22 protein-coding genes are annotated in these 25,025 nt (G+C 71.6%); 13 read left to right on the forward strand and 9 right to left on the reverse strand.

Features of this window, described 5'->3' with window-relative positions; translation table 11 throughout:
- Window positions 1–50: 50 nt before the first annotated feature.
- Window positions 51–2,978, reverse strand: coding sequence for a TonB family protein (locus tag D187_RS48295; protein ID WP_002623794.1), 2,928 nt, complete (start codon window positions 2,976–2,978; stop codon window positions 51–53).
- 88 nt (window positions 2,979–3,066) lie between these two features.
- Window positions 3,067–3,444 carry a helix-turn-helix domain-containing protein gene (locus tag D187_RS48300; RefSeq protein ID WP_002623795.1) on the reverse strand — a complete coding sequence of 126 codons (378 nt, stop codon included), beginning with the start codon at window positions 3,442–3,444 and terminating at the stop codon, window positions 3,067–3,069.
- Between the two features lie 377 nt (window positions 3,445–3,821).
- Here D187_RS48300 and D187_RS48305 point away from each other — a divergent pair, with 377 nt between their 5' ends.
- From D187_RS48305 to D187_RS48315, 3 genes are read left to right on the forward strand one after another with little or no spacing between them, the layout of a single operon-like run.
- Window positions 3,822–4,385: a hypothetical protein gene (locus D187_RS48305; RefSeq protein WP_002623796.1), complete on the forward strand. Its 564-nt coding sequence runs from the start codon at window positions 3,822–3,824 to the stop codon at window positions 4,383–4,385.
- Entirely contained in the window at window positions 4,382–6,247 is a 1,866-nt protein-coding gene (locus tag D187_RS48310) for a sulfatase-like hydrolase/transferase (RefSeq protein ID WP_002623797.1), read from the forward strand. Before D187_RS48305 ends, D187_RS48310 begins: the two co-directional genes overlap by 4 nt.
- A complete protein-coding gene (locus D187_RS48315) occupies window positions 6,244–7,539 on the forward strand; it encodes an ATP-grasp domain-containing protein (protein ID WP_155894085.1) in 1,296 nt (431 codons plus the stop codon). Before D187_RS48310 ends, D187_RS48315 begins: the two co-directional genes overlap by 4 nt.
- Window position 7,540: 1 nt before the next feature.
- Here the strand turns inward: D187_RS48315 and D187_RS48320 are convergent, their stop codons facing one another.
- The gene (locus D187_RS48320) at window positions 7,541–8,419 is read right to left on the reverse strand and encodes a 5'-3' exonuclease (RefSeq protein WP_002623799.1); all 879 of its coding nucleotides are present in this window, start codon (window positions 8,417–8,419) and stop codon (window positions 7,541–7,543) included.
- Between the two features lie 46 nt (window positions 8,420–8,465).
- Here D187_RS48320 and D187_RS48325 point away from each other — a divergent pair, with 46 nt between their 5' ends.
- Entirely contained in the window at window positions 8,466–9,050 is a 585-nt protein-coding gene (locus D187_RS48325; protein WP_002623800.1) for a GNAT family N-acetyltransferase, read from the forward strand.
- Window positions 9,051–9,053: 3 nt separating this feature from the next.
- Here the strand turns inward: D187_RS48325 and D187_RS48330 are convergent, their stop codons facing one another.
- The 3 genes from D187_RS48330 to bioA all read right to left on the reverse strand — a co-directional run bounded on the left by D187_RS48330 (window position 9,054) and on the right by bioA (window position 11,825).
- Entirely contained in the window at window positions 9,054–9,791 is a 738-nt protein-coding gene (locus D187_RS48330; RefSeq protein WP_002623801.1) for a carboxylesterase family protein, read from the reverse strand.
- Between the two features lie 353 nt (window positions 9,792–10,144).
- Window positions 10,145–10,405, reverse strand: coding sequence for a GlsB/YeaQ/YmgE family stress response membrane protein (locus D187_RS48335; protein ID WP_002623802.1), 261 nt, complete (start codon window positions 10,403–10,405; stop codon window positions 10,145–10,147).
- Window positions 10,406–10,496: 91 nt separating this feature from the next.
- Window positions 10,497–11,825 (reverse strand): adenosylmethionine--8-amino-7-oxononanoate transaminase, encoded by a 1,329-nt coding sequence (bioA, locus tag D187_RS48340; protein WP_002623803.1) that lies wholly within the window; start codon window positions 11,823–11,825, stop codon window positions 10,497–10,499.
- 176 nt (window positions 11,826–12,001) lie between these two features.
- Between bioA and D187_RS48345 the strand changes: the two genes are divergently transcribed.
- Both D187_RS48345 and D187_RS48350 read left to right on the forward strand, forming a co-directional pair.
- Window positions 12,002–13,192 carry a GNAT family N-acetyltransferase gene (locus tag D187_RS48345; protein WP_002623804.1) on the forward strand — a complete coding sequence of 397 codons (1,191 nt, stop codon included), beginning with the start codon at window positions 12,002–12,004 and terminating at the stop codon, window positions 13,190–13,192.
- Window positions 13,193–13,284: 92 nt separating this feature from the next.
- Complete coding sequence (locus D187_RS48350; protein ID WP_002623805.1) at window positions 13,285–13,974, forward strand: suppressor of fused domain protein; 690 nt, start codon at window positions 13,285–13,287, stop codon at window positions 13,972–13,974.
- Window positions 13,975–14,000: 26 nt separating this feature from the next.
- On the opposite strand, the gene D187_RS48355 is transcribed toward D187_RS48350, so the two are convergent.
- Entirely contained in the window at window positions 14,001–14,924 is a 924-nt protein-coding gene (locus tag D187_RS48355; protein WP_002623806.1) for a WD40/YVTN/BNR-like repeat-containing protein, read from the reverse strand.
- A 180-nt stretch (window positions 14,925–15,104) separates the two neighbouring features.
- Here D187_RS48355 and D187_RS48360 point away from each other — a divergent pair, with 180 nt between their 5' ends.
- The gene (locus tag D187_RS48360; protein WP_043435803.1) at window positions 15,105–15,752 is read left to right on the forward strand and encodes an outer membrane beta-barrel protein; all 648 of its coding nucleotides are present in this window, start codon (window positions 15,105–15,107) and stop codon (window positions 15,750–15,752) included.
- 336 nt (window positions 15,753–16,088) lie between these two features.
- Here D187_RS48360 and D187_RS48365 read toward each other — a convergent pair whose 3' ends face one another.
- The gene (locus D187_RS48365) at window positions 16,089–16,772 is read right to left on the reverse strand and encodes a Crp/Fnr family transcriptional regulator (protein WP_002623808.1); all 684 of its coding nucleotides are present in this window, start codon (window positions 16,770–16,772) and stop codon (window positions 16,089–16,091) included.
- A 404-nt stretch (window positions 16,773–17,176) separates the two neighbouring features.
- On the opposite strand from D187_RS48365, the gene D187_RS48370 reads away from it, so the two are divergent.
- The 5 genes from D187_RS48370 (at window position 17,177) to D187_RS48390 (ending at window position 23,051) form a co-directional block, all read left to right on the forward strand.
- Window positions 17,177–17,614 carry a hypothetical protein gene (locus D187_RS48370; RefSeq protein WP_155894087.1) on the forward strand — a complete coding sequence of 146 codons (438 nt, stop codon included), beginning with the start codon at window positions 17,177–17,179 and terminating at the stop codon, window positions 17,612–17,614.
- A gap of 128 nt (window positions 17,615–17,742) precedes the next feature.
- Complete coding sequence (locus D187_RS48375) at window positions 17,743–18,882, forward strand: hypothetical protein (protein WP_155894088.1); 1,140 nt, start codon at window positions 17,743–17,745, stop codon at window positions 18,880–18,882.
- Window positions 18,879–20,831, forward strand: a complete 1,953-nt coding sequence (locus tag D187_RS51510) for a serine/threonine protein kinase (protein WP_002623811.1) — start codon at window positions 18,879–18,881, stop codon at window positions 20,829–20,831. The genes D187_RS48375 and D187_RS51510 overlap by 4 nt, the downstream gene beginning before the upstream one ends.
- Window positions 20,832–20,860: 29 nt before the next feature.
- On the forward strand, window positions 20,861–22,396 hold the full coding sequence (locus D187_RS48385) for an Hsp70 family protein (RefSeq protein WP_002623812.1): 1,536 nt from the start codon (window positions 20,861–20,863) through the stop codon (window positions 22,394–22,396).
- A gap of 13 nt (window positions 22,397–22,409) precedes the next feature.
- The gene (locus D187_RS48390; protein WP_002623813.1) at window positions 22,410–23,051 is read left to right on the forward strand and encodes a J domain-containing protein; all 642 of its coding nucleotides are present in this window, start codon (window positions 22,410–22,412) and stop codon (window positions 23,049–23,051) included.
- 22 nt (window positions 23,052–23,073) lie between these two features.
- On the opposite strand, the gene D187_RS48395 is transcribed toward D187_RS48390, so the two are convergent.
- Window positions 23,074–23,742, reverse strand: coding sequence for a PaxA (locus tag D187_RS48395; RefSeq protein WP_155894089.1), 669 nt, complete (start codon window positions 23,740–23,742; stop codon window positions 23,074–23,076).
- Between the two features lie 312 nt (window positions 23,743–24,054).
- On the opposite strand from D187_RS48395, the gene D187_RS48400 reads away from it, so the two are divergent.
- Window positions 24,055–25,008, forward strand: coding sequence for a hypothetical protein (locus D187_RS48400; RefSeq protein WP_002623815.1), 954 nt, complete (start codon window positions 24,055–24,057; stop codon window positions 25,006–25,008).
- Window positions 25,009–25,025 lie beyond the last annotated feature (17 nt).

Genomic DNA, 25,025 nt, shown 5'->3' on the forward strand with positions numbered 1-25,025 from the left:
GAGAGCCGGCTCGAAATCCCGTCCACCCACGCAGAACTCCAGCTTTCCCCTTAAAAACGGCCCTTGAGCCCGAGGATGGGCAGGGCGATGGGGACGGAGGTGGGCGTCTTGTTCAAGGGCACGCCAAAACCACCCTCGTAGCTGAAAGCCAGCACCTCCTGGCTGAGGGTGACGTTGAGCATGTCCAGGTAGGCCTCGAGCGAGAAGGTCTCGTAGGCCCACGCCTTGGACAGCCGCAGATCGAAGCGGAAGAAGGGCGGCAGCCGGTCCGCGCGGTCCAGGTCCACGGGAACCCACGAGGGCCGGCCAAGGAAGTCCGTGCCCTCCACCTGGGTGCGGCTGGTGAGGTTGCCGGTCTCGGGCCGGCCGCTGTTGAAGTGCAGCACGCCGCCCAGGGTGATGTTGTTGGCGAACTTGTAGCTGAGCACCAGGTTGGCCACGTGCGTCTGGTCGAAGACGTAGGGCAGGTTGCCCTCGGCCTGGCCGATGACCTGCCCGCTCGCGTCGTAGCGGTAGAAGCGGGTGAGGCGGGTGCTGCGCTGCAGGGAGTAGGACAGCCAGCCGAACCAGTTGCCGCCCAGGGGACGGCGGATGAGCAGCTCCAGGCCATAGGACAGGCCCCGGCTGGGGTCGCCCTGCCCCAGCCCGCCGATGCCCGGAATGGGCTGCTCCTGCCGCGCCAGGCCACGCACGGAGCCCTGGCCCACGGTGGTGGGGGGCGGCCGGGGACGTCCGGGCTCACCTCCACCGGGATCCGGGGGCGGCTGCGGGTTGGACGGCGGGGACTCGGCGCCGAAGGGCGTGAGCTCCACGGTGCGCGGCAGCGGGTTGACGTAGCCGTCCAGGCTCACGTCGAAGCCCGCGAGGCCCTGGTACTCCACGCCCGCGGAGATCTGCACCGCCTGCTGCAAGCCCTGCTTGAGCGCGGCGATGTCGATGACGGGCAGGCTGATGAGCGTGGTGGGCGTCTGGTGGTAGAGGCCCACGCCGCCCTTGAGCGTGAGCGTGTCCGTCAACTTGTGGCGCGCCGTCACCCGCGGCTCGGCCACGAACGCGTTGACGCCGCCCGAGAGGTAGTAGTTGTCCAGGCGCAGGCCCGGCACCAGCGTCCAGCGCGAGCCCTCGGGCTTCCACGTGAGCTCGGACCACAAGCCGCTGAAGGTGGCGATCGCCAGGGGCTGATCGATGCGCACCTCATCGATGCCGCCGTCCGGCAGCTGGCTGCGCGAGAGCAGGTACACGAGCGCGCGCGTGTTCTCCACCTCCAGGCCACCGCGCAGTGACAGTCCCTGGCCCAGCTCGCGCGCGTAGCGCAGGCGGGCGGTCACGTTGCGCTGGTCCACGTTCACGGTGAGACCGTCGCCGCCAAAGCTGTCGCCCTGGACGGCGAAGCGATCCAGCCCCACGGTGACCCCGCCCTCCAGATCGCCGCCGGCGACGGGTTGGCCGTAGCGCAGGTCCAGCCGGTGGAAGAGCACGGACAAAAGCTGGGTGGAGCCCTCGTCCGTCACCGCACGGGAGCCGAAGGTGTCCGAGGAGCCGAAGGCGAACAGGCGCAGCCGGCCCGGCCCCACCTTCTGCTCGACACGCGCCTGGTAGTCGTAGAAGTCCAGCACCAGCTTCGAGTCGTTGAAGCCGGGCGGCTGCAGCGCGTTGGCCGCGAGCGCGATCAGCCAGGGCGTGTACGACAGGCGCCCGGCCACCGAGACGTTGGTGCCCGTGGACTGGAAGGGGTACTCGAGGAAGAGGCCGGCGTTGAGGAAGTCCGCGTAGGCGCTGCCGTGCAGCCGATCATCGCGCGGGCGCGTGAGCCGGCCCTCCACCGCGCCGCCGGTGATGCGGCCATACGGGGTGGGCGGGTTGCCGGGGTAGAAGTCGATGGTGTCGATGAAGTCCGGGTGGATGACCGCGGGCCCGAGGAAGAGGTGGAAGAGGATGGGGACGCGAATGCCGTCGAGGAAGTAGCCGGTGGCGGCCGGCTGGCTGCCGCGCACCACCGGGTAGGACACGCCCGAGAGCATGCTGCCCACGCCGGGCATGAGCATGACGACGCGGAAGGGGTCTCCCAGGGTGCCGGGAATCTCGCGCAGCTCGGCGTCATGCAGGGTGACGCGGGACACCTCGGTGCGCTCGCGATCGCCGCGCACCACCGTCTCGTAGGGATTCACCACGAGCGGCTCCAGGCCATACACCACCTCGAGCGCCTCGCCGGCCTGGAGCGCCTCGCGGAAGAAGCCGGGTTTGTGGCCGGCCGCGGTGACGCGCACGGTGTGCGAGCCCGGAGCGAGCCGGGCCTCGAAGCGGCCGTCCGCTCCCGTCTCCACGGGCGCGTCGCGCACCCCGTCGAACTCGAGCACGGCGCCGATGATGGGCTGGCGGTTGCCCTTGGTCCGCACCAGGCCGCGCAAGGAGATGGGCGGCAGGGGCTCGCCGGAGGAGGAGACGTCGGCGGGGGCCACGGGCGCCTGGAAGTGGTACTCGAAGGTGAGCCGCACCGGCACCGGCACGCCCTCCACCTTCGCGGGGGAGAAGCGCAGGCGCGTCGCGGCGTGCAGCGCGGCCTGATCGAGCAGCGGGTGGGCCCCCTGGAGCAGCCGCGCCTCGTCCACCTCGCCATCCTCGGCCACCAGCAGCTCCAGGCGCACCGTGCCCGCCACCGGCTGGGCGGCGAGCGCCTCGGGGTAGCGCGCGGGCGAGTCGGCGAGGAGCGCCGGGGGCTCGAAGCGCGGGGTGCCGCCATCCGAGCCCTCCGCGCCGCCCAGGGAGAAGCCGCCGTCCTCGCGCAGCACGTCGCGCTCGGTGGACACGACGCCCGCGTCCTCGGTGGAGCGGGGCACGTCCGTCAGCTCGCCGACGCTGCCCTGCGGCGAGGTGGGCATCTGGGCGCGAGCCGGCGCGAGCGGCAGCAGCACGGCGAACAACACGCCCAGCAGAGGGAGAGCACCGCCCATGCCGCCTCGCCGCTCGTCGACCACCATGCGCGAACCCCCATTCGGGAAAGGGGGACCATGAGGCCAGGGCTCGCCCTCCGAAGACAAGTCCCAAAGCGCGACGGGTGTGCGTCCGCTAGCGCTTCTGCAGCGCCGAGGCCACCAGGCCGATGAGCTTGAGCTGGGTGCCATCCAGCTTGCGCAGGGTGCGCATGAGGCGGCGCAGCTCGGGCACCTCGTCGTACTCCTCCGGCGTGGACTCGGCCGCCCACGTCGGCACCTCGCCGGTGTTGAGCCCCAACAGCGAGTCGGACGGCATGCGCAACGCGATGCACAACCGCCGCAGCGACGGCACGCTCGGCAACATCCGGCCCCGCTCCAGCCGCCCATACACCTCGGTCGCCAGCCCCACCCGCTCCGCCACGTCCGCCTGGGTCAATCCCGCACGAACCCGCGCCTCTCGCGCGAGCTCGCCCACATTCGCTGCGAGCTTGCTGGTCGAAGGTTGTCCCATCGCGGTTTCCTGGCCCTCCGTAAGCCGACCCATCAGGCCGTCTGCTTAGGGTCGGACAGGTGGCCCGTGACAGGATGAGAGGGGTAGTTGGAAGAACGGGGGACTCTAAGAGTGCTCGGATTCCCGAGGGGAACCCTCGTACCGCCCCACGGGTCCACCGGGCACGCGCCTCAGAGGCGAACCCGATGTGTCAGGTGGGATTGTGGACCAGAGCCAACAGGTGAGGGGAGAACCCTTCACATCCTGGACTTGGTTGAGGACCTGTTACCTCCACCCCGAAACCACCTTCCAATGTCATGTCGCTGGCTATCCTGGTTTTACACGTCTGTCGGACGCCATTTCACCGCCGGGCCCCGGGTCCGCCTAGGCTGTGCGGCGTGCAGACTCCGGGTCATGCGGTACTCAACCTCGCGCTCCTGGGCGGCCATGCGTCCCCCGCGCTCGCCGTCCCCATCCTCGTGGGAGCGGTGTTGCCGGACGTGCCCATCGCCGTGCTCTACCTGCGCGAGCGCTACGTGCGCGGCCTGAGCGACGAGCGCATCTGGAGCGAGAGCTACCAGCGCCCCTTCTGGCTCAACCTCATCCATGGCGCGCACTCCCTGCCCCTGTCGCTCCTGGGAGGAGTCGTGGCGCTGGCACTGGGAGTGGCGCCCCTGGCCGCCTTCTTCGCCAGCGTCTTCCTGCACGCCCTGGCGGACTTCCCCCTGCACGTGCATGACGCCCACCGTCACTTCCTGCCCTTCAGTCAGTACCGCTTCATCAGCCCCATCTCCTACTGGGACGTGCGCTACCACGGCCGCGCGGTGGCGCTCGGCGAGGCGCTGCTCGTGCTCGGCGTGTCGGCGTGGCTGTGGCCGCGCGTCCCGGGGGCCGCGCGCGCGGGGCTCGCCGCCGTGACGGTATGGTACGCCATCAACTACTGGAAGAGCTTCCCGAGATGATGACGCCGCTGGCCTCGTGCGCCGCGCACTGGGTGGAGCTGAGCGCGGCGGCCGCCGCCCTGCTGGTGCTCGTGAAGGCCGTCAAATACCGCGACTTCACCGAGACGCCCGCGCTGCTCTGGGAGGACGTGGGGTGGGTGGTGCTCGGGGAGCTGGCCGTGGCGCTGCTCGCCCTATGCGGCCCGGTGGGGCACGTGGTGGGCACGCTCGCGGGCACGCTGCTCTTCGCCGCGCTGTGGCTGGACGCGGTGCTCTTCCGCGTCTTCACCATCGAGCTGGGCCCGGGGGGCGTGGGCAGCGTCATCCTCTCCGTGCTGTACCGGGAGCTGGCCGAGCTGGCCTTCGCCCGCCGCTTCTTCGCCGCCCACCGCTTCTTCGCCACGCTGCCCCTCACCGCGCTGCTCGTCCACGCGGGCGTGCCGCTCGCGCCGCCCGGAGCCCCCTCGGTGGGACTCGCCCTCGTGCTCGGCGCCGGGCTGAGCCTCACCGCCGCCACCAGCGCGCCCGCGCGCGCGCGCCGGCAGGTGTTCGCCGCCAGTGCGCTGCTCGTCCTGGCCGCCCTGGCCGGGGGGTTGGCGCCGCCGCTCGCCCTGGCACTGGCCGTGGCGGGCCTGGGCACGTGGGCCGGGGTGGGGCTCGTGCCCTCGCGCCGCGCGGGGGGGCCCCATGGGGTGCGCCACTTCTTCATCGAGCGGCCCCGGCCCGAGCCCCCCGGCTTCCAGCCCCGGCCGGAGCACGCGCCCCTGCTCACCCAGGCCCCGCGCCCTCCCCGTCCGAGCGCCGCGCACGGCCTGCTCCGGGGAGAGGACGTGCTGCTGTTCACCTTCGAGTCCGTGGGCCAGTGCCACCTGGACGCCGTCAGGCCGGGGGGAGCCCGCGCGCCCTTCCTCGAGGGGTTGTGGCCCCGGGCGCTGCGCTCGCGCCACCACGCGTGCGTGTCGCCGACGACGAACAACGCGCACCGGGCGCTCTACACGAGCGGCTATGGCGAGGGCCCCTCGGCGGGCCTGCGCGCGCTGCGGGAGGCGGGCTACCGCACCGTGTACCTCACCACCGCGCGCACGGCCGACTATGGCCTGCGGGAGATCCTCGACGCGGCGGGCTTCTCTCATGTCATCGACCGGGAGGACCTGGAGACGTCGGCGGGGGGGACGCCGCCGGATCAGGCCCTGCTGACCCGGGGCCTCGAGCGGCTCGCGGCGGTGCTGGCGGGACACCGGCCCTTCCTGCTGCACGTGCACGCCACGCACACGCACGTGCCCTACCGGGTCGCCGAGCCGGAGCGCTTCCACCGCTTCGACATGGCCGAGGACCGGGGCCGCTTCTTCAATGGCATCGAGGAGGCGGACTGGCTCTTCGGGGCGCTGCGCGACGGCTTGCGCGAGCGGGGACTCATCGACGAGCCGCTGGTGGTGCTCAGCAGCGATCACGGCCAGGCGTTCGGCGCGCTGGGCTACCAGTCCCACGGCAGCGCGGTGACGCGCGAGGAGCTGGACGTGCCCCTGGTGATGCACCACCCGCGGCTGCCCGCGCGGGAGGTGGCCTTCTCCTCGCACTTCGACGTGCTGCCCACGGTGGTGGACCTATTGGGGCTCGGCCATGACACGCCCGTGTGGGGCGAGTCCCTGCTGCACGAGGACCGACGGCCCGAGCTGCTCGTGTGGGCGGGCCATCCCTCGCGCCGCACCACGTCTCATTATGGTTTGTTGCTGCGGGGGGAGAAGCTGATGGTGGACCTGACGCTGGGCCGGTGCCTGCGCATGGACTGGGAAGAGGAGCACGTGGAGACGGTCGAGGGGGCGGAGAAGGCGTATCTCGAGGCGCTGGTGTCCCGGTTGATGAGCCTGCGGGGTGTCACGTGAGGGTCGCACCGCTGTCGCGTCCCGAGCGCCCCCGGGTGCTCGTCCTCTGCCCGGGAGCATGGGACAAGGTGGCGCTGGAGACGCGCTTCGATGGGCGCTACGAGCTGCTCTACGACGGGGAGCGCCTGGTGGAGAGCCCCTCGCTCTGGGAGGGCCTGCGCTTCGACGTGTTCCGCTGGGTGGAGCGCACGGCGGAGGCGTGGCGGGACCAGGGGCTCACGGGAGTGGTGGGCACGGGGGACTACCCGGGCTGCATGCTGGCCTCGCTCGTGGGCGAGCGGCTGGGCCTGCCGGTGCCCCCGCCCGAGGTCGTGGTGCGGCTGAGCCACAAGTACTACAGCCGTCAAATCCAACAGACGTGGGTGCCCGAGGCCACGCCCGACTTCGAGCCCCTCCATCCCTTCGCCGGGCCGCCCCGGATGAAGCGGCTCGGCTATCCGCTGTTCATCAAGCCCGTGAAGGGCACCATGTCCATCCGCGCGCGGCGGGTGAACGACGCGCGGGAGTGGCGCGAGGCGGTGCGCTTCTCGTGGCGCGAGCGCCTGGAGAAACACCTGCTCTTGCGGCCCTACCAGCACCTGCTCGAGCGCTACACGGATGCCCAGGTGCCCGCCTGGTATTTCATCGGCGAGACACCGCTCGCGGGCGCACAGGTGACGGTGGATGGCTTCGTCGAGGGGGGAAAGGCCGTGGTGATGGGGATCGTCGACTCGGTGATGTACCCGGGGACGATCAGCTTCCAGCGCTTCGAATACCCCTCGGTGCTGCCCGAGTCGGTGCAGGCGCGGATGCGCGAGGTGGCGACGCGGCTGATGGAGGGCAGCGGCTTCGACCACGCGTGCTTCAACGTGGAGATGTTCCACGACGCGGCGAGCGATCGGGTGACGGTGATTGAAGTGAACCCGCGCATGTCCTACCAGTTCGCGGACCTCTACGAGCGGGTGGACGGGATGAACACCTACGAGGCGCAGCTCGCGCTGGCGGTGGGGCGGCCGGTGCCCTGGAGGAGGCGGGCGGGACGGGACGGCGCGGTGGCGAGCTTCGTCATGCGCCGCTTCAGCGACGCGCGGGTGGCACGCGTGCCCTCGGAGGAGGAGCTCGCCCGGGTGAAGGAGCGCTTTCCGGGCACCGTCATCCAGGTGCTGTGCGCGCCGGGGGAGCGCTTGTCGGAGCATGACCAGGACGTGGGCAGCTACCGCTACTGCATCGTCAACCTGGGCGCCCCCACACGCGAGGAGCTGCTCGCGCGCTACGAGCAGGTGGAGCGGATGCTGCCCTTCACCTGGGAGTGATTCACGGCGCCCAGCGCTGGGGGCGCGAGCGCAGCGTGGTGAGGCCCATCGCGTCACACCACGCGAGGTAGCGCTCGCGGGGGACGCCCGCCCAGGCCAGATCCTCGAGCGACTCGCGCAGGGGCGCGTCCGTCACCACGGTGGCGAGCCGGCGGTAGAGCAGCGCCTCCTCGCGGTGGGCGCGCAGGGTGGCCGCGAGCTTCTCCGCGCCCCGGGGCCGCACCGTCCACGTGGCCGCGTCCTCGGGGATGCGCTCCAGGTGGCCGTACTCTCCGAGCAGCAGGCTCGCGCCCTTCTCGCCGAAGCCGGGCAGGCCGGGGATGCCATCCGCGGCGTCGCCCACGAGCGCCAGCAGGTCCGGCACGCTCGCCGGCGCCACGCCCAGCCGCGCCCGCACCGCCGCCTCGTCCATCTCCTTGTGTTGCTTGCGGTCCACCTGCACCACGCGCTGGCCGCGCACGCACTGCCCCAGGTCCTTGTCCGGGGTGAGCAGGCGCACCTGCTCCACCTGGCCGGCCCAGCGCGCGGCGGCGGTGCCCAGCGCGTCATCCGCCTCCAGTTCCTTCATGGACCACACGGTGAGCCCGAGCGCGCGCACCGCCTCCTCGGCCGCGTCGAACTGCGCGAGCAGCTCCGGGGGGACGCCCTCGTCGGACTTGTACCCGGCGAACAGCTCGTTGCGGAACGAGTGGATGGGGTTGTCGAAGGCCACCGCCACGTGGCTCACCGCCTCGTGCTCGTCGTGCAGGAGCGCGAGCAGCGAGGCGGCGAGCCCCACCGTGGCCTTCACGTCCCGACCGTCCGGAGATTGGACGCCAGGACGAGGTGAAAAGTGGGCACGGAACAGCTCATAGGTCCCATCGACGAGGTGCAGGCGCATGGGCCCCAGGTGTAGCCTATCCGCCGTACCTGCGCTCCCAAGCCGCATGCCTCCGGACATCTCCCAGGCCCCGCTCACCACGCCGCGGTTGCTGCTGACCCTGCTGCCGCCGGATGCCGCCGCGCGCGTGCTCGCCTATCACCTCGCCAACCGAGAGCACCTGGGACCCGTGTCACCCGCGCGCCCGGACAACTTCTTCACCGTCACCTGGTGGCGCTCGCGCCTGGCCCAGGACGCCGAGGACTGGCGGCGCGGCCTGGCCCTGCGCCTCTTCCTGCTGTCGCGCGCGGCCCCGCCCACCACGAGCCCGGTGCTGGGCAGCGTGTCGCTCAACGACATCCGCCGCGGGCCCCTGCAATGCGCCGAGCTGGGCTTCGGGCTCGACGCGCGCCACCAGGGCCTGGGGTTGATGAGCGAGGCGGTGAGCGCCGTGTGCGACCATGCCTTCGGGGCCCTGGGCCTGCACCGGCTGATGGCCAACCACCTGCCGGACAACCACCGCAGCGCCGCGGTGCTGCGCCGCGTGGGCTTCCAGGTCGAGGGGCTCGCGCGCCAGTCCGTCCTCATCGAGGGCCGCTGGAGGGACCATGTCCTCACGGCACGCGTGGCGCCCGAGCCGCACGAGGACTGAGCCTTACTGGGAGCGGCGCTGGGCGAAGAGCCAGGTGCTCACCGCCTCGTCGAGGTAGACGGTGTCGAAGATGTCATGGCCCAGGCCGGGCAGCTCCGTGTAGCGCACGGAGGTGTTGCCCACGGCCTTGAACAGCTCCAGGAAGGCGCGGCTCTCGGAGACGGGCACCTCCTTGTCCGCGTCGCCGTGCCACATCCACAGGGGCACGCCCTTGAGCCGCTCCACCACGGTGCGGTCCGCCGAGCGCTCGGCCACCGACAGCACGGCGGCGAAGCGCTCCGGGAAGCGCGCCGCGAAGCGCACCGCGCCCTGGGCCCCGATGGACTCCCCCGCCAGGTACACCCGTCGGCGATCTCCCCCGTACTCGGCCAACGTCCTGTCCACGGCCTGCAGGGCGAAGTCCGCCACGTCCCCGCTCCAGTCCGCGCCGGGCGGACACTGGGGAAGCACCAGCAGGGCCGGGTAGCGCTCGGGGTACAGCCGCACCGCCGCCGCCAGACGCTGCGAGCGCTGCCGCGTGCCCTCCGTGCCGCGCGAGTTCGCCCCATGCAGCGCCAGGATGACCGGCCATACCTGTCCGGGGCGGTAGTGGGGTGGGAGATAGACGGAGTAGGAATACGACACCCCGCGCACGGTGAGCGTCTTGGCGACGAACGAGCCCGGAGTGCCCGGAGGAGACGCTTCCTGCCCCGGCGAGCCCGTCATCAACCACGCCACCAGCACCATCGTGACCGCGCCCATGGAGCTCCTTGGACTGTCCGTCCACCGCCAGCGGCGAGGGTCGAACGAGCGACAGAAGCTACCTCCGCGCACGAGTACCGGAAGCCCCCGCCAGAGGGACCGCGGGGCAAGGGTTGCGTTTCCATCACCTCGGCCGCGCGGCGTGACAAGCCGGGAAGAAAAGTGCGGCCACGCGCGGACCCGGTGGTTTCCCATTCAACGAGTCCGTGCGCGGCCAGCCCGCAGCCAGAAGCACCTTGGAGGGGTTTTGCGCTGACTGCTCCTCCAATATACACGGAGGTATTCCGTTTTTCACCGTCTTCGCGGCTTTTTTCGTTCTGGGCGGTAATCCGGGCCAGAAGCGAATCCGATGCCTAACGTCTGCCGGACATCATCGAGCCGATGAAGAGCAGCACGATGGCGCCGATGATGGCGCCGATGAAGCTGCTGGCCTGGAAGAAGCGCCAGCTGCCGCCGCGGATCACCGAGGCGAGGAAGCCGCCCATGAACGAGCCGCCGATGCCCAGCAGGGTGGTGGCGATGATGCCCATGGCCTGACGGCCCGGCATGACGGCGCGGGCGATGAGGCCCGCGAAGAATCCCAAGATGATCCACGAACACAGGCCCGAGCCCATCTCCGCTCCTCCTCGACCTTAAAATGGGTGACGAAAACCCCAGTGTGCATGAAGTACGACCGGGGGCGAGTTTCCATTGCGTGCCGGCGGATCAGCCGCCCGCGCGGGCCACCTCGCGCAGGCTGGCTTCCACCCCCGCGAGCAGCTCGTCCAGCGCGGCGTCCGGGATGTTGAGCGCGGGGGCCACGTACACCGTGTCGCCCAGGGGGCGCAGGTACAGGCCGCGCCGCCGCGCCGCCTCGTACACCCGCCAGCCCGCCCGGGCCAGGTAGCCTCCGCCGCCCAGGTCCACCGCGCCCACCAGGCCCAGCGCCCGGGGCCGCGTCACGCCGGGGATGTCCGCGGCCATGCGCTCGAAGGCGGCCTTCACCCGGGGCGCCTTGCGCGCCACCTGCCCGAGCACGTCCTCGTCCCGGTACACCGCGAGCACCTCGCGCGCCACCGCCGCGCCCAGCGGGTTGCCGCAGTACGAGTGCCCGTAATACAGCGCCCGCTCGCTCCCGCCCCCGAAGCCGCAGAACACCCGCTCGGTGGCCAGCGTCGCCGCGAAGGGCAAGAGGCCCCCCGACAGCGCCTTGGCCAGACACAGCAGATCCGGCACCACGTCCGCCAGGTCGCACGCGAAGCGCGCCCCCGTGCGCCCCAGGCCCGTGAAGACCTCGTCGGCGATGAGGAAGGTGTCCACCGCGCGCGTGGCCTCGCGCACCGCCCGGAGGAAGGCCGGCGCGTACACGTGCATGCCCGCCGCGCCCTGGATGAGCGGCTCGAGGATGACGGCGGCGATCTCGTCCGGGTGCGCGCGCAGCGTGGCCTCCACCTGGGCGAAGGCGCGCTCCCAGCCCGCGGGCTCGGCGGGGGAAGGCACGTGCACCACGTCGAAGAGCAGCGGCCCGAAGACGTCGCGGAACACCTCCACCCCGCCCACGCTCGTGGCGCCGATCGTCTCGCCATGGAAGGCCCCCGAGAGCGTGATGAAGCGCGTGCGCGCGGGCCGTCCGTTCTGCGCCCAGTACTGGGCCGCCATCTTGATGGCCACCTCCACCGCCGTGCTCCCGTTGTCCGAGTAGAAGACGCGCGAGAGCCGCTCCGCCCCGGGCCCCCCCGCGCCCGGCGCCAGGGCGACGAGCTCCGAGGCCAGCCGCGCGGCCGGCGCGTGCGTCACCCCCGCGAGCGAGGTGTGGGGAAAGGCCCCGGCCTGCTCGGTGAGGGCGCGCACCAGCCGCGGGTGGCGATGCCCCAGGGTGGACACCCACCACGAGCCGTTGGCGTCCAGATAGCGCGTGCCATCCGCGTCGAACAGGTAGGGCCCCTCGGCGCCCACGACGACGAGGGGATCCGTCGTGGCGATGTACGCGTCCATGGGGGTGTAGGGGTGCCACACATGCCGCTTGTCCAGGGCGACGACTTCCGAGCGCTGCATTCCACGTCCTCCGACTGCCACCGGGGCGCGCGTGCCTACCACGGGGCCCGGCCGGGAGCGCGTCCGGAGTGGACCCGGGGGAGGAGGCCCATGCCGCCGGGCGAGGGGTGGCCTGACTGTCCGCCGAGCAGCACCGGGGGTGCGGAGGAGCGGCGCGGGCGGGAGGGACACGTTAGATGGAGCCCGTGGCCGCCAACCTCCGCCTCCGCCTCCTCGAATCCATCACCGATGTCTCCGCCACCGAGTGGAACGCCCTCGCCGGACCCGAGGCGCCTCCGTTCATCCGCCATGAGTGGCTCGCCGCCATGGAGGAGAGCGGCAGCGCGACGCTCGAGTCGGGGTGGGAGCCCCAGCACCTGACGCTCTGGCGCGACGGCAAGCTCGTGGCGGCCTCGCCCGCCTACCGCAAGCACCACAGCATGGGCGAGTACATCTACGACTTCTCGTGGGCGGGCGCCGCCGAGCGGCTCGGCGTGGAGTACTACCCCAAGCTCGTGGTGGGCGCGCCGCTGTCGCCGGCCACCAGCGCGCGCTTCCTCATCGCCCCGGGCGAGGACGTGCCCGCGCTGCGGCTCACGCTCCTGCGCGCGGCGGTGGAGAGCGCGAAGGAGAGTGGCTGCTCCTCGGTGCACTTCCTCTACCCGCGCGAGGACGAGGCGGACATGCTGGGAGCCGAGGGGCTCGCGCGCCGCATCACCCTGCAGTTCCACTGGAAGAACCCGGGCTATCGCACCTACGACGACTACCTCTCGCGCTTCGACGCCAAGCGCCGCTCTCAAATCAAGCGCGAGCGGGCGGCGGCCACCACCCAGGGCATCACCGTGCGCACGGTGCGCGGGGGCGAGGTGGGCGAGGAGCATGCCCGGCGCGCCTTCGGCTTCTACGAGGCCACGTGCGCGAGCCGGGGCCCCTGGGGGCAGGTGCAGCTCACCGAGGACTTCTTCGTGCGCATCTTCCGCGCGATGCCGGACACGGTGGAGCTCGTGCAGGCCGAGCGCGCGGGCAAGGTCATCGCCGGGGCCTTCAACCTCGCCACGCCCGAGCGCCTCTATGGCCGCTATTGGGGGTGCCACGAGGAGCATCCCTTCCTGCACTTCCACGTGTGCCTGTACCACTCGGTGGAGGACAACATCCGCGCGGGGCGCCGCGTGTTCGAGCCCGGCGCGGGGGGCGAGCACAAGATCGCCCGGGGCTTCGAGCCCACGGCGGTGCACAGCGCGCACCTGCTGTTCAACCAGACGCTGGACAAGGCGGTGCGCGACTTCCTCCACCGCGAGCATGCGCACCTGCAACCCGCCGTCGAGCAGGCCGAGCAGGTCGCGGGGCTCAAGCCCTGGCCCCTGCCCGGCCGGGCCTCGGGGACGTGACGCCCGCTCGCCCGCCCTTCTGTGGGACGGGCGATGGATTGTATCGGAAAAGTGAAGGGGCCGGGGGCAACCCGCTCTAGAGTCGCTCCGCTATGAAAGCGCCTGAGACGGATGAAGCCTTCGTGCAGTGGTATGAGGACTGCTGGGCGGACCGGGACGAGGTGGAGTACCCCAAGCTCTTCGGCAATATCAGCGAGGAGGTCTACACGCTGGATGTGACGGGTGCGCTGGAAGCGTGGATGGACAGTGGCGAGCCCTCCGCGGCGAAGGAACTCGATCCCAACTGGGGCCCCATGGGAGTGCGGGTCGCGCCCCCCACGCCCGAGTACCCCTACTGGACGTACGTGACGAGCGGCCTGTCCAACCCCTTCACCCTGTCCCCCGGAGAAGAGGTGCAGGAGGGGGCGATAAGTGGGCTGGGCTACGAGATGGTCATCCACACGCCCGAGGAGGAGCGCTGGCCGGTGCTGCGGCTCATGGACATGATGGCCTACAACCTGGTGTGCGCGCGGCTGTTCGCCGTGGGGCACCGCTACCCGGTGGAGGGCACGCTCACGGGCGGCGAGTCCAAGCTCAACGGCTTCGTCTTCGTGACGGATCCCTCGCGCCCCGCGCACTTCCAGCTGGAGTCGGGCCGCGTGCAGTTGCTCACGCTGGTGGGCGTGACGAAGAACGAGATGGCCTTCAGCCGCTCCAACGGCATGGATCGACTGATGGCGAAGCTGGTGGCGGCGGGCACCGGCTACATCACCCACCCGGGGCGGGAGCAGGTGCCGCTCTAGCGCTCAACCCCCGCGCGACGAGGCGCTCACGCGAGGCGGCCCAGGAGGACGCCGCCCGCGTCCACGCCCAGCGCCCACTCCCGGCCGGAGATATCCACCCGGGGCCCGAGCGGCAGCGGGTGATGGGACCAGGTGCTTCCCCCATCCTCGCTCACGTGCAGCGCGGGCTCGATGCCCCGGGCCGGCTCCACGCCGCGGGTGAGCACCCGCAGCACGCCCTCGGTGGCCACCAGCCGCACCGGCTCGCGGCCCGCGGGCAACGGCTCGCCCCAGCGCACCCCGGTGTCCTGACGCTCGCCCACCCGCGTCTGGCCGTCCACGAGCGCGGCGACGAAGGCCCCGTCCACGTCCACCACGCGCGCGGCCCCCACCTCCCGGGGACTCCACGTCTGGCCTCCGTCCAGCGAGAGCGACAGGCCCTGCCCCAGGAGCGCCACGCCCCCCTCCACGCGCCGCAACCGCTCGGTGCGCGGGTCCCGCTCTCCAGCCAGGCGGACCTCCTTCCACGTGGCGCCCCCATCCGCGGTGTGCCCGAGGAACCCGGCGCCCAGCACCCAGAGCTCCCGCTCGCTGACGGCCAGCACCTGCGAGAGCGTCGGCGCGCCCACGGGCCCTCGCGCCCGCCACTCGCGGCCCCCATCCACCGACACCAGCAGGTGGTAGTCCGAGCCCGTGCCCGAGGCGCGCAGCGTGCCGACGATGGCGGCGCCCACCGGGCCGGAGCAATCCAGGGCCTGCACCCAGCCCGCCCCCTCCCAGACGCTCGTCGGGTTGCCCGCCGCCACGCGCAGCAGCCGGGCGCGCCGGGCCTTCATCCGCTCCAACAGGCCTCCCTCCGCGGGCTCCTCCACCCCCCCCACCCACCCGAGGCCCTCGGGGCCCACCCCGACCGCGCTGGCCTTCAGGCCTCCAGCCAGCTCTCCCAGACGCTCCCAGTCTCTCTCCGGCACGCGTGAACCTCGGAATGCGAAGAAGTGCGGCGGGAAGATGCCAGCCCCGTCCAGAGCAGGGAAGCGAACAGGTGGGGGGGACAAGACAGGAGCGCCCGGGGGCCCGCTTCCCCGCCTGCCCGGTGGCGCCCGGCGAGGACACCCTCCAGCTTCCTGCCAGCTCAAATGGGGGAGGAACACATGAAGAAGGCAACTGTGGGAGTGGTGGCGGGCGTGGCGGTGCTGACCCTGGGCGCGGGCACGGCCCTGGCACGCGACGAGGTCCGCCGGGAGTCCGGCGCGGACATGCGGGGCGTGTCCGTGCTCGTCGGCGGAGGCGTGGAGGGCTACACCAGCTCACTCGGCTCGAACATCCGCCCGGGCGCCGCCTACGGCGCCACGCTCATGCTCCGTCCGTCCAAGGTGCTGGGCGTGGAGCTCGGCTACTCGGGCGCGGCGAACAACTTCAACCGTGGCACGGTGGCCACGTCCGGCACGACGCGCGGCCCGGACGTGATGCGCAACGGCGCCCAGGCGGTGGCCACCCTCGGCCTCACCGCCGCGCCCCTGCAGCCCTACGTGCTCGCGGGCGTCGGCCTCAGCCGCTACAACGTCCGCGCCGAGGCCTCCGGCTTCCAGGACGACACCGTGGGCAACGTGCCGCTCGGCGGCGGACTGCGCCTGCACATCGGCGACTTCACCGCGGATGCGCGCGTGAACTACAACGTCCTGCTCGATCAGCAGTTCGCCACCGCCGTGCCCTCCACCACCCCGGGCACCCCGGTGAACGAGGCCTTCAGCAACGGCGGCACCTACACGGGCACCCTCAACCTCGGCGCGACCTTCTGAGCCACGCCCTCGAGGCTCCCGGGGCCGGGGGATGCACGAACGGCCGCGCTTGTCTGTGAACGGCTTCACACCCGAGCCGTGAAGCCGTTCACAGCCATCCGCCTCCATCCGCGCTAGAACGGAGGATGGGCTCGGGAACTCGCGTTCCGTCGGTCCCGAACGCCGTGCCCAGGGCAGTCCGCCCGGGCGCGGGCGCGCGAAGGCCACGCCTCCAGGGTGGCATCGCGCGGGAGTCCGGAACGCCGAGGCCGTTGGAGGGGGGGAAAACGGCCGACGTCGACGCGCCCAGGGGGCGGGGAGGGGGCCGCGCCAGCAGGGCGCGGTCCCACGCAGGTCCTACTCCACGTCCCGACGCAGGCGCTCGACATCCAACAGGGTGATCTGCCCCCCGTCGAGGGTGAGCAAGCCGTCCTGCACGTAGTGGCGCAGCCACTTGTTGACGCTCTCGCGCGTCACCCCACACTGATTGGCCAGCTCCACCTGGGTGCGCTTGGGCAGCACGATGCCCCCCCCGGGGCCCGGCTGCCCCTGGGTGCGCGCCAGCTCCAGCAACACCCGCACCAGCCGCGCGCGCCCTTCCAGGAAGGCGGCGTCATGCACCAATTGGGTGACGCGCCGCACCATGCGGCTGAGCACCGCCAGCAGGCGCATGGCCACCAGGGGCCGATCCGCGAGGAAGCGCCGGAAGTCCTCCTGGTGCAGGCTCAACAGGTGCGTCTCCTCGCGCGCCACCGCGTCCGTCGAGCGCGGCTCTCCATCCAGCAGCGCCAGCTCCCCGAAGGAATCGCCCCGGTGCAGCATCGACAGGATGACCTCCCGGCCCTCCGAGGAACTCAACCGGATGGCCACCTCGCCCCGGCGGACGATGAACAAGGCCGTCCCCACGTCCCCCTTGTGGAAGATGACCTCGCCCTTGGCGTAGCGCCGCTGCTGCATCAGCCCCGACAGATGCCCCAGCTCCTCCTCCGAGAGCTGCTCGAACATGGGGATCTGCGCCAGCAGTTGCGAATAGGGCGGCATGAATCAACCTCGGCGTCCAAGACAGGGGGAACTGGCAAGCAGGAAAGTCTCTACTTGCTGGTCACCGGGACCAAAAGGAATTTGGTGATGCTCCCGGCGCGGAATGCTCGCTCGTGGGCATGCCGACGACGGTGGGGCGGCAGTCCGAGCGAGGGGCCACGACCCATCCCCACCCCCAGGGTCCGCTTGCCAAGAGAGGGGGGGCGGGTGTAACGCCTAGGGAGAGCAGCACGCGTGGATGCCACGAAGGTGGTCCTCGAAAACCGACGAGCATGACCGCAGAGGCATCATCCACCCTTCCCACTCCCCGGCCGCCCCAATGTCCCCGTTGTGGGACACTGGTACCGCACACGCCGTCGGGCACCCAGGTCATCCGCTGCGCGGGGTGCGGGGCCGCGCTCCAGGTGATTGTGCGTCCCCTGGACGTGCCGCGCACGCCCGCGCCCTCCGCCGCCGTGGAGGAAGGGGCCTCCCGCCCCCGTCGCCGCCCCATGGTGGAGGTGCCCGGTCCCCGGCGCGCCGACGCCCAGCCCGTCCCCACCTTCACGGTGGAGTTGTCCCAGTCCGACATCGACACCGAGGGGCTCGAGCCCCAGGACAAGCCGCCCGCCCAGGCCCCCGCCGCCGCGCCCCTTGCGCCGCCTCCTCCACCGCCCGCCATCCTCGACACGCCCTGGTACGCCGAGGACATCGAGCGGCTGCCCGAGGCGAACGCGAGTCTCGGACAGCTCGCCCTGGAGAACTTCGAGTCCCTGCCTCCCCTGCGCCTGCGGCCGGATGTGCCCTCCGCCTCGCGCGGCCCCCCGTCCACCTCCCAGCCCCCGTCCTCCCGCGGCAAGTGAACACCGCCCGGCTGGTCGGAGAGCGGGCGAGCCACGTCCGCTGGAATCCCGTGCGGAAGGGTGCGGTATCATCCCGCGGGCGCGGGCTCTCATGGCGCACCGCTTCTCGTGGAGGGAGTGAACGCAGCGTGATGAGGAACGCAACCAGCAGGGAGCCACTCAAGGGCCTCCCGGCGGATCTCCAGACGGCGCGTCGGGGCTGCGCCGACCTGGGCCCTCAGGTCGAGCACATCGCCGAGCAGCTCGCCGCCGCGCTGCGGCAGGCGTCGCAGGAGCTCCACCGGCTGGAGACCCAGCGCGACGAGCTGCGCCGGAGCGCTCGCGACACGCCGCCTCCCGTGATGCCCAGGCTGCTCGAGCGCATCGAGGAGCAGGGCCAGTGCGTGCAGCGGCTGGAGCGCGCCCACCAGGGACTCCAGGAGCTGCGCGCGGCGCTCGGCTCCGTGGGAGAGCACCTGGAGCGCGGCCTCGAGCAGCAGTCCGTGGACCGGCACGAGCACGAGGCCATCCTGCGCGAGGAGAAGCGGATGTGGCTGCGCGAGCTGCTCTCCCTGCGCCAGCGGCTGGAGGGCGCGGAATCGGCCGCCGAGCGGCCTCGCGCCGGCAACGAGGACCTGGCCCGGCTGCGCGCCGAGAAGGAGCGGCTCGCCCAGCGCGTGACCGAGCTCGAGCGGGACGTCTCCGCCCGGGACGAGACGCTGCTGGCCAAGGAGCAGACGCTCGCGGACCTGCGCAAGATGGTGTCCCTGCTCACTCCGGCTCCGCCCGCGCCCCCCGCCGCTCCGCCTCTCGCCGAGCGCCCGCCGGCCGTGCCGGAGCCCAGCGCGAGGCCGCGCTCCGCCCCGACACCCACGGAGCAGCTGTTCGGCAACTCCACGATGCAGCTGGCCCAGCACCTGCTGGAGTCGCTCGGCACCGAGGACGTGGAGGAGGCCATGCCCGCGCCGCCCCCGCCTCCGCCCAAGCCCGAGCGCAGGGCCACCAGCCGGGAGATCCGCTTCGGGCCGCTCGACGAGTTCACGGTGGGCCCGCCGTCCCTGCCACCGCCGGTGCCATCCATGTCGCCGCTGGTTCCGGGGATGCCGCCTCCCCCGCCACCCGTCATGCCCAGGGCCAGCGCGCGCGTGCCCAGCGCGACCCGCACGCCCTCCACCATCACGCCCACGGTTCCCCTGATGGAGCGTCCTGGCACGCTCGTCATCAGCGAGGACATGTTCAACGACGTGCTCGCCGAGCAGGACGAGCCCGGCTCCACCGGTAGGAAATGAGCAACCCGTCTGGCCACCCCACCCTGCCGGCGCGCTTCGGCCGCTATGTCCTGCTCAGCCACCTGGGGCGCGGGGGCATGGCGGACATCTACCGCGGCGTGGCGCTCGGGGTCGGGGGCTTCGCCAAGCCCGTGGTCGTCAAGCGCGTGCTCCCCGAGGCCATCCTCCAGGAGTCCGCGGTGAAGATGTTCATCGAGGAGGCGCGGCTGTCGGCGCTCCTGCAGCACATGAACATCGCGCAGATCTTCGACTTCGGGGAGCAGCGCGGCGAGTACTTCATCGCCATGGAGTTCATCCATGGCCGCGACCTGCACGACCTGATGCGGCGCATGGCGGCGCGCGGCCAGGGCATCCCCGTGCACATCGCCTGCTACATCGCCATGGAGGTGCTCAAGGGCCTGGACTACGCGCACCGCGCGCGCTCGGCCGCGGGCGAGCCCCTGCAGCTGGTGCACCGCGACGTCAACCCCACCAACATCATCATCTCCTTCGAGGGAGAGGTGAAGCTGCTCGACTTCGGCGTGGCGCTGGTGGGCAACTCGGGCAGCACCAACAACGTGCGCGGCAAGCCGGGCTACATCCCGCCCGAGCAGCTCGCGCGCAAGAAGGCCGACGGGCGCGGAGACATCTTCGCGCTCGGCATCACCCTCTACGAGATGCTCGCGCGGCGCCATGCCTTCAAGCAGGGCACGGTGATGGACGTGCTCAAGCAGACGGTGGCGCTGCGCGCCCGGCCCCTGCGCCTGCAGGACGCGGCCCCCTTCCTGCCCGCGCCGCTGTGCAACGTGGTCAACCGCAGCGTGCTGGCCAACCCGGACGAGCGCTACCAGACGGCCGCCGACGTGCTCGACGCGCTGGATGAGTTCCTCCTGTCCGCCGGGCTGCGCGTGTCCCAGCGCGACCTCGCCGCGCTCATGGCCACCTGCTACGAGCCCGAGGTGCGCGCGCCCCCCGTGCAGCCGCCCATCCCCCCGGACCTGCTCGCCCAGGAGGCTCCCCCCACGGCCACCAGCCCCACGTACACCGTGCGCGAGCCGGGCGGCGGGCTCTATCTCATGAAGCTGGGCGAGGAGGACGTGCAGCTGCTCTTCGCCTCCGGCAAGCTCTCGCCCGACGTGCAGGTGTCCCAGTCCGGCGGCCCCTTCCTGTCCCCCTCCGCCTTCCCGCGCCTGAGCGCCTCGGCGGACGCCGCCCGCGAGCGCCTCGCCGCCCGGCGCGCCACCGCTCCCCGCCCCCGCTACGCCGGCAACCTCACCCTCGCCTCGCCCCTGCGCGTCATGGCGCGGCTGATGCTCGCGCGCGTCACCGGCCGGCTGCACTTCGAGGACAACCGCGTCCACAAGGAGCTGTTCCTCAAGGCGGGGCAGATCATCGCCGTGCGCTCGAGCCTCGCCGCGGACCGCTTCGGCCCCTTCCTGCTGAGCAAGGGCAAGCTGTCCACCGAGCAGTGGCAGCGCGCGGTGGAGGGCACGCGCCCCTTCTCCGGCCGGCTCCTGGAGGCGCTGCTGTCCTCGCGCGCCCTGTCGCCCGCGGAGCTCGCCGAGTGGACGCTCGAGCACCGCCGCTCCGTGGCGCTCGGCCTGCTCACCTGGGCGCGCGGCCGCTACGCCTTCTTCGAGCACGACACGCCCATCAACGATGGCTCCGAGGAGCGGCTGGGGGGCCTCGCCCTGCTCAACGAGGGCCTGCGCATGCACTACCCCCTGGAGCGCCTGGTGCGCGAGCAGGAGCCGCTGCGCCACAAGCCGCTCTACCGCAACCTGGACGCCCCCGTGACGGCCAACGACCTGAGCCTGTCGGCCTCCGAGCTGCGCGCCGCCTCGCTGCTGAACAAGCCGGGCCATACCCTCTCCGGCGCGCTTGCGGAACTCAAGCGTCCGGAGGATGAAGTGGCCCTGCGCCGGGTGGCGTTGCTCTTCACCGAGGTCGGGCTGCTGGCATCGGCCTGAAAGAGCGGCCCGGCGGACGAGGGGCGCCGATGGGAATCGTTCTCGGAATCGATCTGGGCACGACCAACAGTTGCATGGCCCGGGTGGATCCCGCCACGGGGCAGGCCCGCGTCCTGCTCAACCGCGAGGGCGAGCGCACCACGCCCTCCGTCGTCGCCTTCGACGCCTCGGGCCGGGTGACGGTGGGCAGTGCCGCGCGCCGCCAGACCGCGCTCCACCCGCGCGACACCATCTTCGGCGCCAAGCGCCTCGTGGGCCGGCGCTTCGCGGACCCCGCCGTGCAGGCCATGCGCAAGCTGCTGCCCTACGAGGTGGCCGCCGACCCCGCCGGCAACGCCGCGGTGCGCGTGCATGGCCAGCTCAAGAGCCCCTCCGAGGTGCTCTCCCACGTGCTGCGCTACCTCAAGGACAGCGCCGAGAACAACCTCGGCCAGCCCGTGGACGGCGCCGTCATCACCGTGCCCGCCTACTTCGACGAGGTGCAGCGCCAGGAGACGAAGCTCGCGGGCGAGCGCGCCGGACTCACCGTGCACCGGCTGCTCAACGAGCCCACCGCCGCCATGCTCGCCTGCCGCATGGACGAGTCGCGCGCGGAGAACATCGCCGTGTTCGACCTGGGCGGAGGCACCTTCGACATCTCGCTGCTGCACGTGGAGGGCGAGGTGGTGCAGGTGCTCGCCACCTGCGGCGACAACCAGTTGGGCGGCGACAACATCGACGAGCTGCTCGTGGACGCGCTGCGCCGCATCTTCCTCAAGCAGACCGGCCAGGATCTGGGCACCCACCCCGAGGCACTCTGGCGCCTCAAGGAGGCCGCCGAGTCCACCAAGCGCGTCCTCTCCGAGCGCGAGCAGACGGCGTTGGATCTGCCCTACCTCACCACCACCAGCGGTGGCGAGCCCCTGCACCTGTCCCTGCCCTCCTTCTCGCGCACGCTCCTGGAGAACCTGTCCCAGCGCGAGCTGGAGCGGCTGCGCGGCCCGTGCGAGCAGGCCATGCGCGACGCGGGGCTGGCGCTCGCGGACATCCACCGCGTGGTGCTCGTGGGCGGCATGACGCGCATGCCCGCGGTGCGCGCGCGCGCCGAGCGCTACCTGGGCCGTCCCGGCGAGCGCTCCGTCAACCCCGACGAGGCCGTGGCGCTCGGCGCCGCGCTCGAGGCGGACATCGTCGCCGGGGACTCGCCCGCGGCGCCCCAGGTGCTGCTGCTGGACGTGCTCTCGCGCAGCCTGGGCATCCGCACCGAGGGCGGCCGCTTCAGCGTCCTCATCCCCCGCAACACCACCATCCCCACGCGCGAGACGAAGGTGTTCACCACCACCTTCGATCAACAGACGCACGTGGACCTGGAGGTGTACCAGGGCGAGTCCCCCCTGGTGGAGGGCAACCGCTACCTGGGCGAGCTGCGGCTCACGGAGCTGACGCCCGCGGCGGCCGGAGCGGTGCGCGTGGCGGTGGACTTCACCATCGACGCGGACGGTATCCTCCAGGTGACGGCGCGCGAGCCCGCCACCGGCCGCAAGGCCCAGGCCACGCTGCGTCCCCCCACCGCCGCCTCCCCCTGAGAGGGCCCCCGCCATGTCCCAGGACGCACCCCCGGATCAAACTCCCCCGCCCAACCCCTTCACGGTGCTCGGGCTCCAGGGCACCGAGGACCTGCCCGCCATCCGCAAGGCCTTCCTGCGCATCGCCGCGCACTCGCACCCGGACCGGCTGCGCGCCAAGTCCCCGGAGGAGAAGGCCCAGGCGCTGGAGGTGTTCCTCGTGGCCAAGAAGGCCTTCGAGACGCTGAGCCAGCCGGACAAGCGGCGCGAGTGGAGCGAGAAGATGGCCCCGAGCAAGCTCCGGCCCTCGATTCCGGTGCGCCCCGGCTCCGCGCCCACCCCGGCCTGGGGCGTGCCCGTCTACGTGCCCTCGCCGCGACCGCCGCCGGACACCGCGGCGCAGCAGCTCTACAAGCTGGGGATGCTCGCCCTCGAGGCGCAGGACTACGGCAAGGCGCTCGGCATGTTCTCGCGGGCGGCCCGGCTGCTGCCCACGCCGCGCTACCAGGCCATGGAGTTGGTGTGCCGGGGCCACCAGTACCTGAGCACCCGCTTCTTCGATCGCGCCCGCGAGAGCTTCGAACAGGCCCTGCAACTGCACCCCGAGTGCCGCGAGGCCCAGGTGAGCCTCGAGCTCGTCGACAAGCAGTCCGGCCGCTACCTCAAGGGACGCTAAGAGGGACGCCAGGCACCCCGCGTCACTGGATGGTGATGGGGATGTTGTAGAGGAAGCACACCGGCACCTTCTGCGGCTTGTACTGCCAGCCGTCGCGGATGCCGGAGATGATGTCCGAGTCCGCGCCGGGCACGGACTTCACCGCGGTGACCTCGTAGACATTGCCCTCCGTGGACACGCAGATGCGGTAGAGGCCCGTGAGCGTGCCCTGGCCGCGGTGCGACTGCTTGAAGACCTCGGACAGCCGCGGCGGCGTCTGCCGCACCACGTCACGTTGGATCACGAACGGGGGCACGTTCTTGGGCTTCACCACCTCGCCCGTGCCCCCCAGGGTGCCGCCGAGCTGCCCGCCCACCGTCCCACCGACCGTGCCCCCCACCACTCCCCCGGCCACTCCGCCCTCCACCCCTCCCGCGACCCCCGCCGGATTCTCCGCCGCGGGCGTGGGCTCGGGTTCCGGCTCGGGCTCGGGCTCGGGTTCCGGCTCGGGCTTCTTCGGCTCTTCCTTGATCGGCTCGATCTTCTCCGGCTTGCGCAGCACCACCTCCTTGCGGGGCGTGGGCTTGCGCTGCTGCTGCACCACGGGGCGCGGACCGCCCGCCGGGGGCGGCGGAGGAGGCGGCGGCAACTGGCGCAACAACGTCAGCTCCACCTCCTTCTTCTCCTCCGGTTTGGCCTTCGGCGTGGCCATCAACACCAACGCAGCAATCAGCCCTACGTGGACAACCACGGAAAACAGGGCAGGACCGGCCAAGTGGGAAGATGTGGAAGCAGTCTGCTGCTCGAACATGGGGCCTGGAGCGGAGAGGTTCTTCCTCTCAATACCACAGTCCCAGGCGCTGTCTTCCCTACTCCCCGGGTCAAGGGGTGAACTCCATGTGAAAAGCCACCCCCTTATTGGAAATTGGGACGAAGTGTTGATAGATGACCGTCCCGGCCGCGGTGTCGTGCGCAGTCGGGCGTTCGTGCCGTGAGCCCCCCCTCCATTTCCCCCGAGGCTCTCGTGCGAACGAAGCAGAAGTGGGCGCTCACGCTATTGACGGCGTTGGGTGCCATGTCGTGTGGTGATTCGCAGCCGGTCGATCCGTACCAGAGCTTCATCGATGGCACGAGGCTCGATGCGAAGTTCCAGCCCACCGCGGGTTGTGGCCCCCTGGACAAGGAAGGCAAGCCGAGCACCCTGAAGTGCTACCAGTACTCCAAGGGCTGGTTCAACGGCGAGGAGCGCAGCTTCCACAACCTGGCGCTCACCACGCCCAAGGATCAGCTGGTGAAGACCAGCACGGCGACGGGCATCTCGTACGACTTCCCCGAGGGTTGCGCGACCGGCAAGCCGTTCGATCAGCGCACGGACACGTACCCCGAGGACATCCAGTACTCCGTGTTCGACACCCTGCCCCTGTCGACCAGCGCGATCCCCCTGGTGCGCGTGAAGGGATGGACCGGGGTGTCCAGCTTCACCTGCAATGCCATCAAGAACGATCAGTCCCTCAAGGACGGCGTGTTCGGCGGCGGCGAGGCGGAAGGAGAGAGCTACGCGGTGCGCGCGATCATCGACCCGACGTTCGCCTACGCGCGTCCCAATGACACCGCGCCCCTCACCCAGTTCACCTATGGCTGGCACCGCGCCCTGCTGCTCGCCTACCTGGACGGCGGCCCGGTGCCCGTGGACGGCAACGGCAACGTGAAGACGATGGATGGCCTGTGGCTCAAGCCCAGCTCGAGCAGCGCCAAGCCCACCGACCTCAACGCCCGGCTCGTGTTCCAGGCCCGCCCTGGCGAGGCCAACTGGTCTCCCGTGGTGCGGCTGCGCGAGGTGACGGCCAACACCACCTTCAAGTCGCTCTGCTACACCGAGCCCTGTCCCGAGGACGCCTTCAACATGGCGACCACGCCCGTCACCTACACGGGTGTGCTCTTCCTCGGACCTGTCCTTCCCGCTGTTCCCGCCCCGTGACGTCCACCCCCTCTTCC

This window comes from Cystobacter fuscus DSM 2262 (assembly GCF_000335475.2).
Taxonomy (GTDB): Bacteria; Myxococcota; Myxococcia; order Myxococcales; family Myxococcaceae; genus Cystobacter; species Cystobacter fuscus.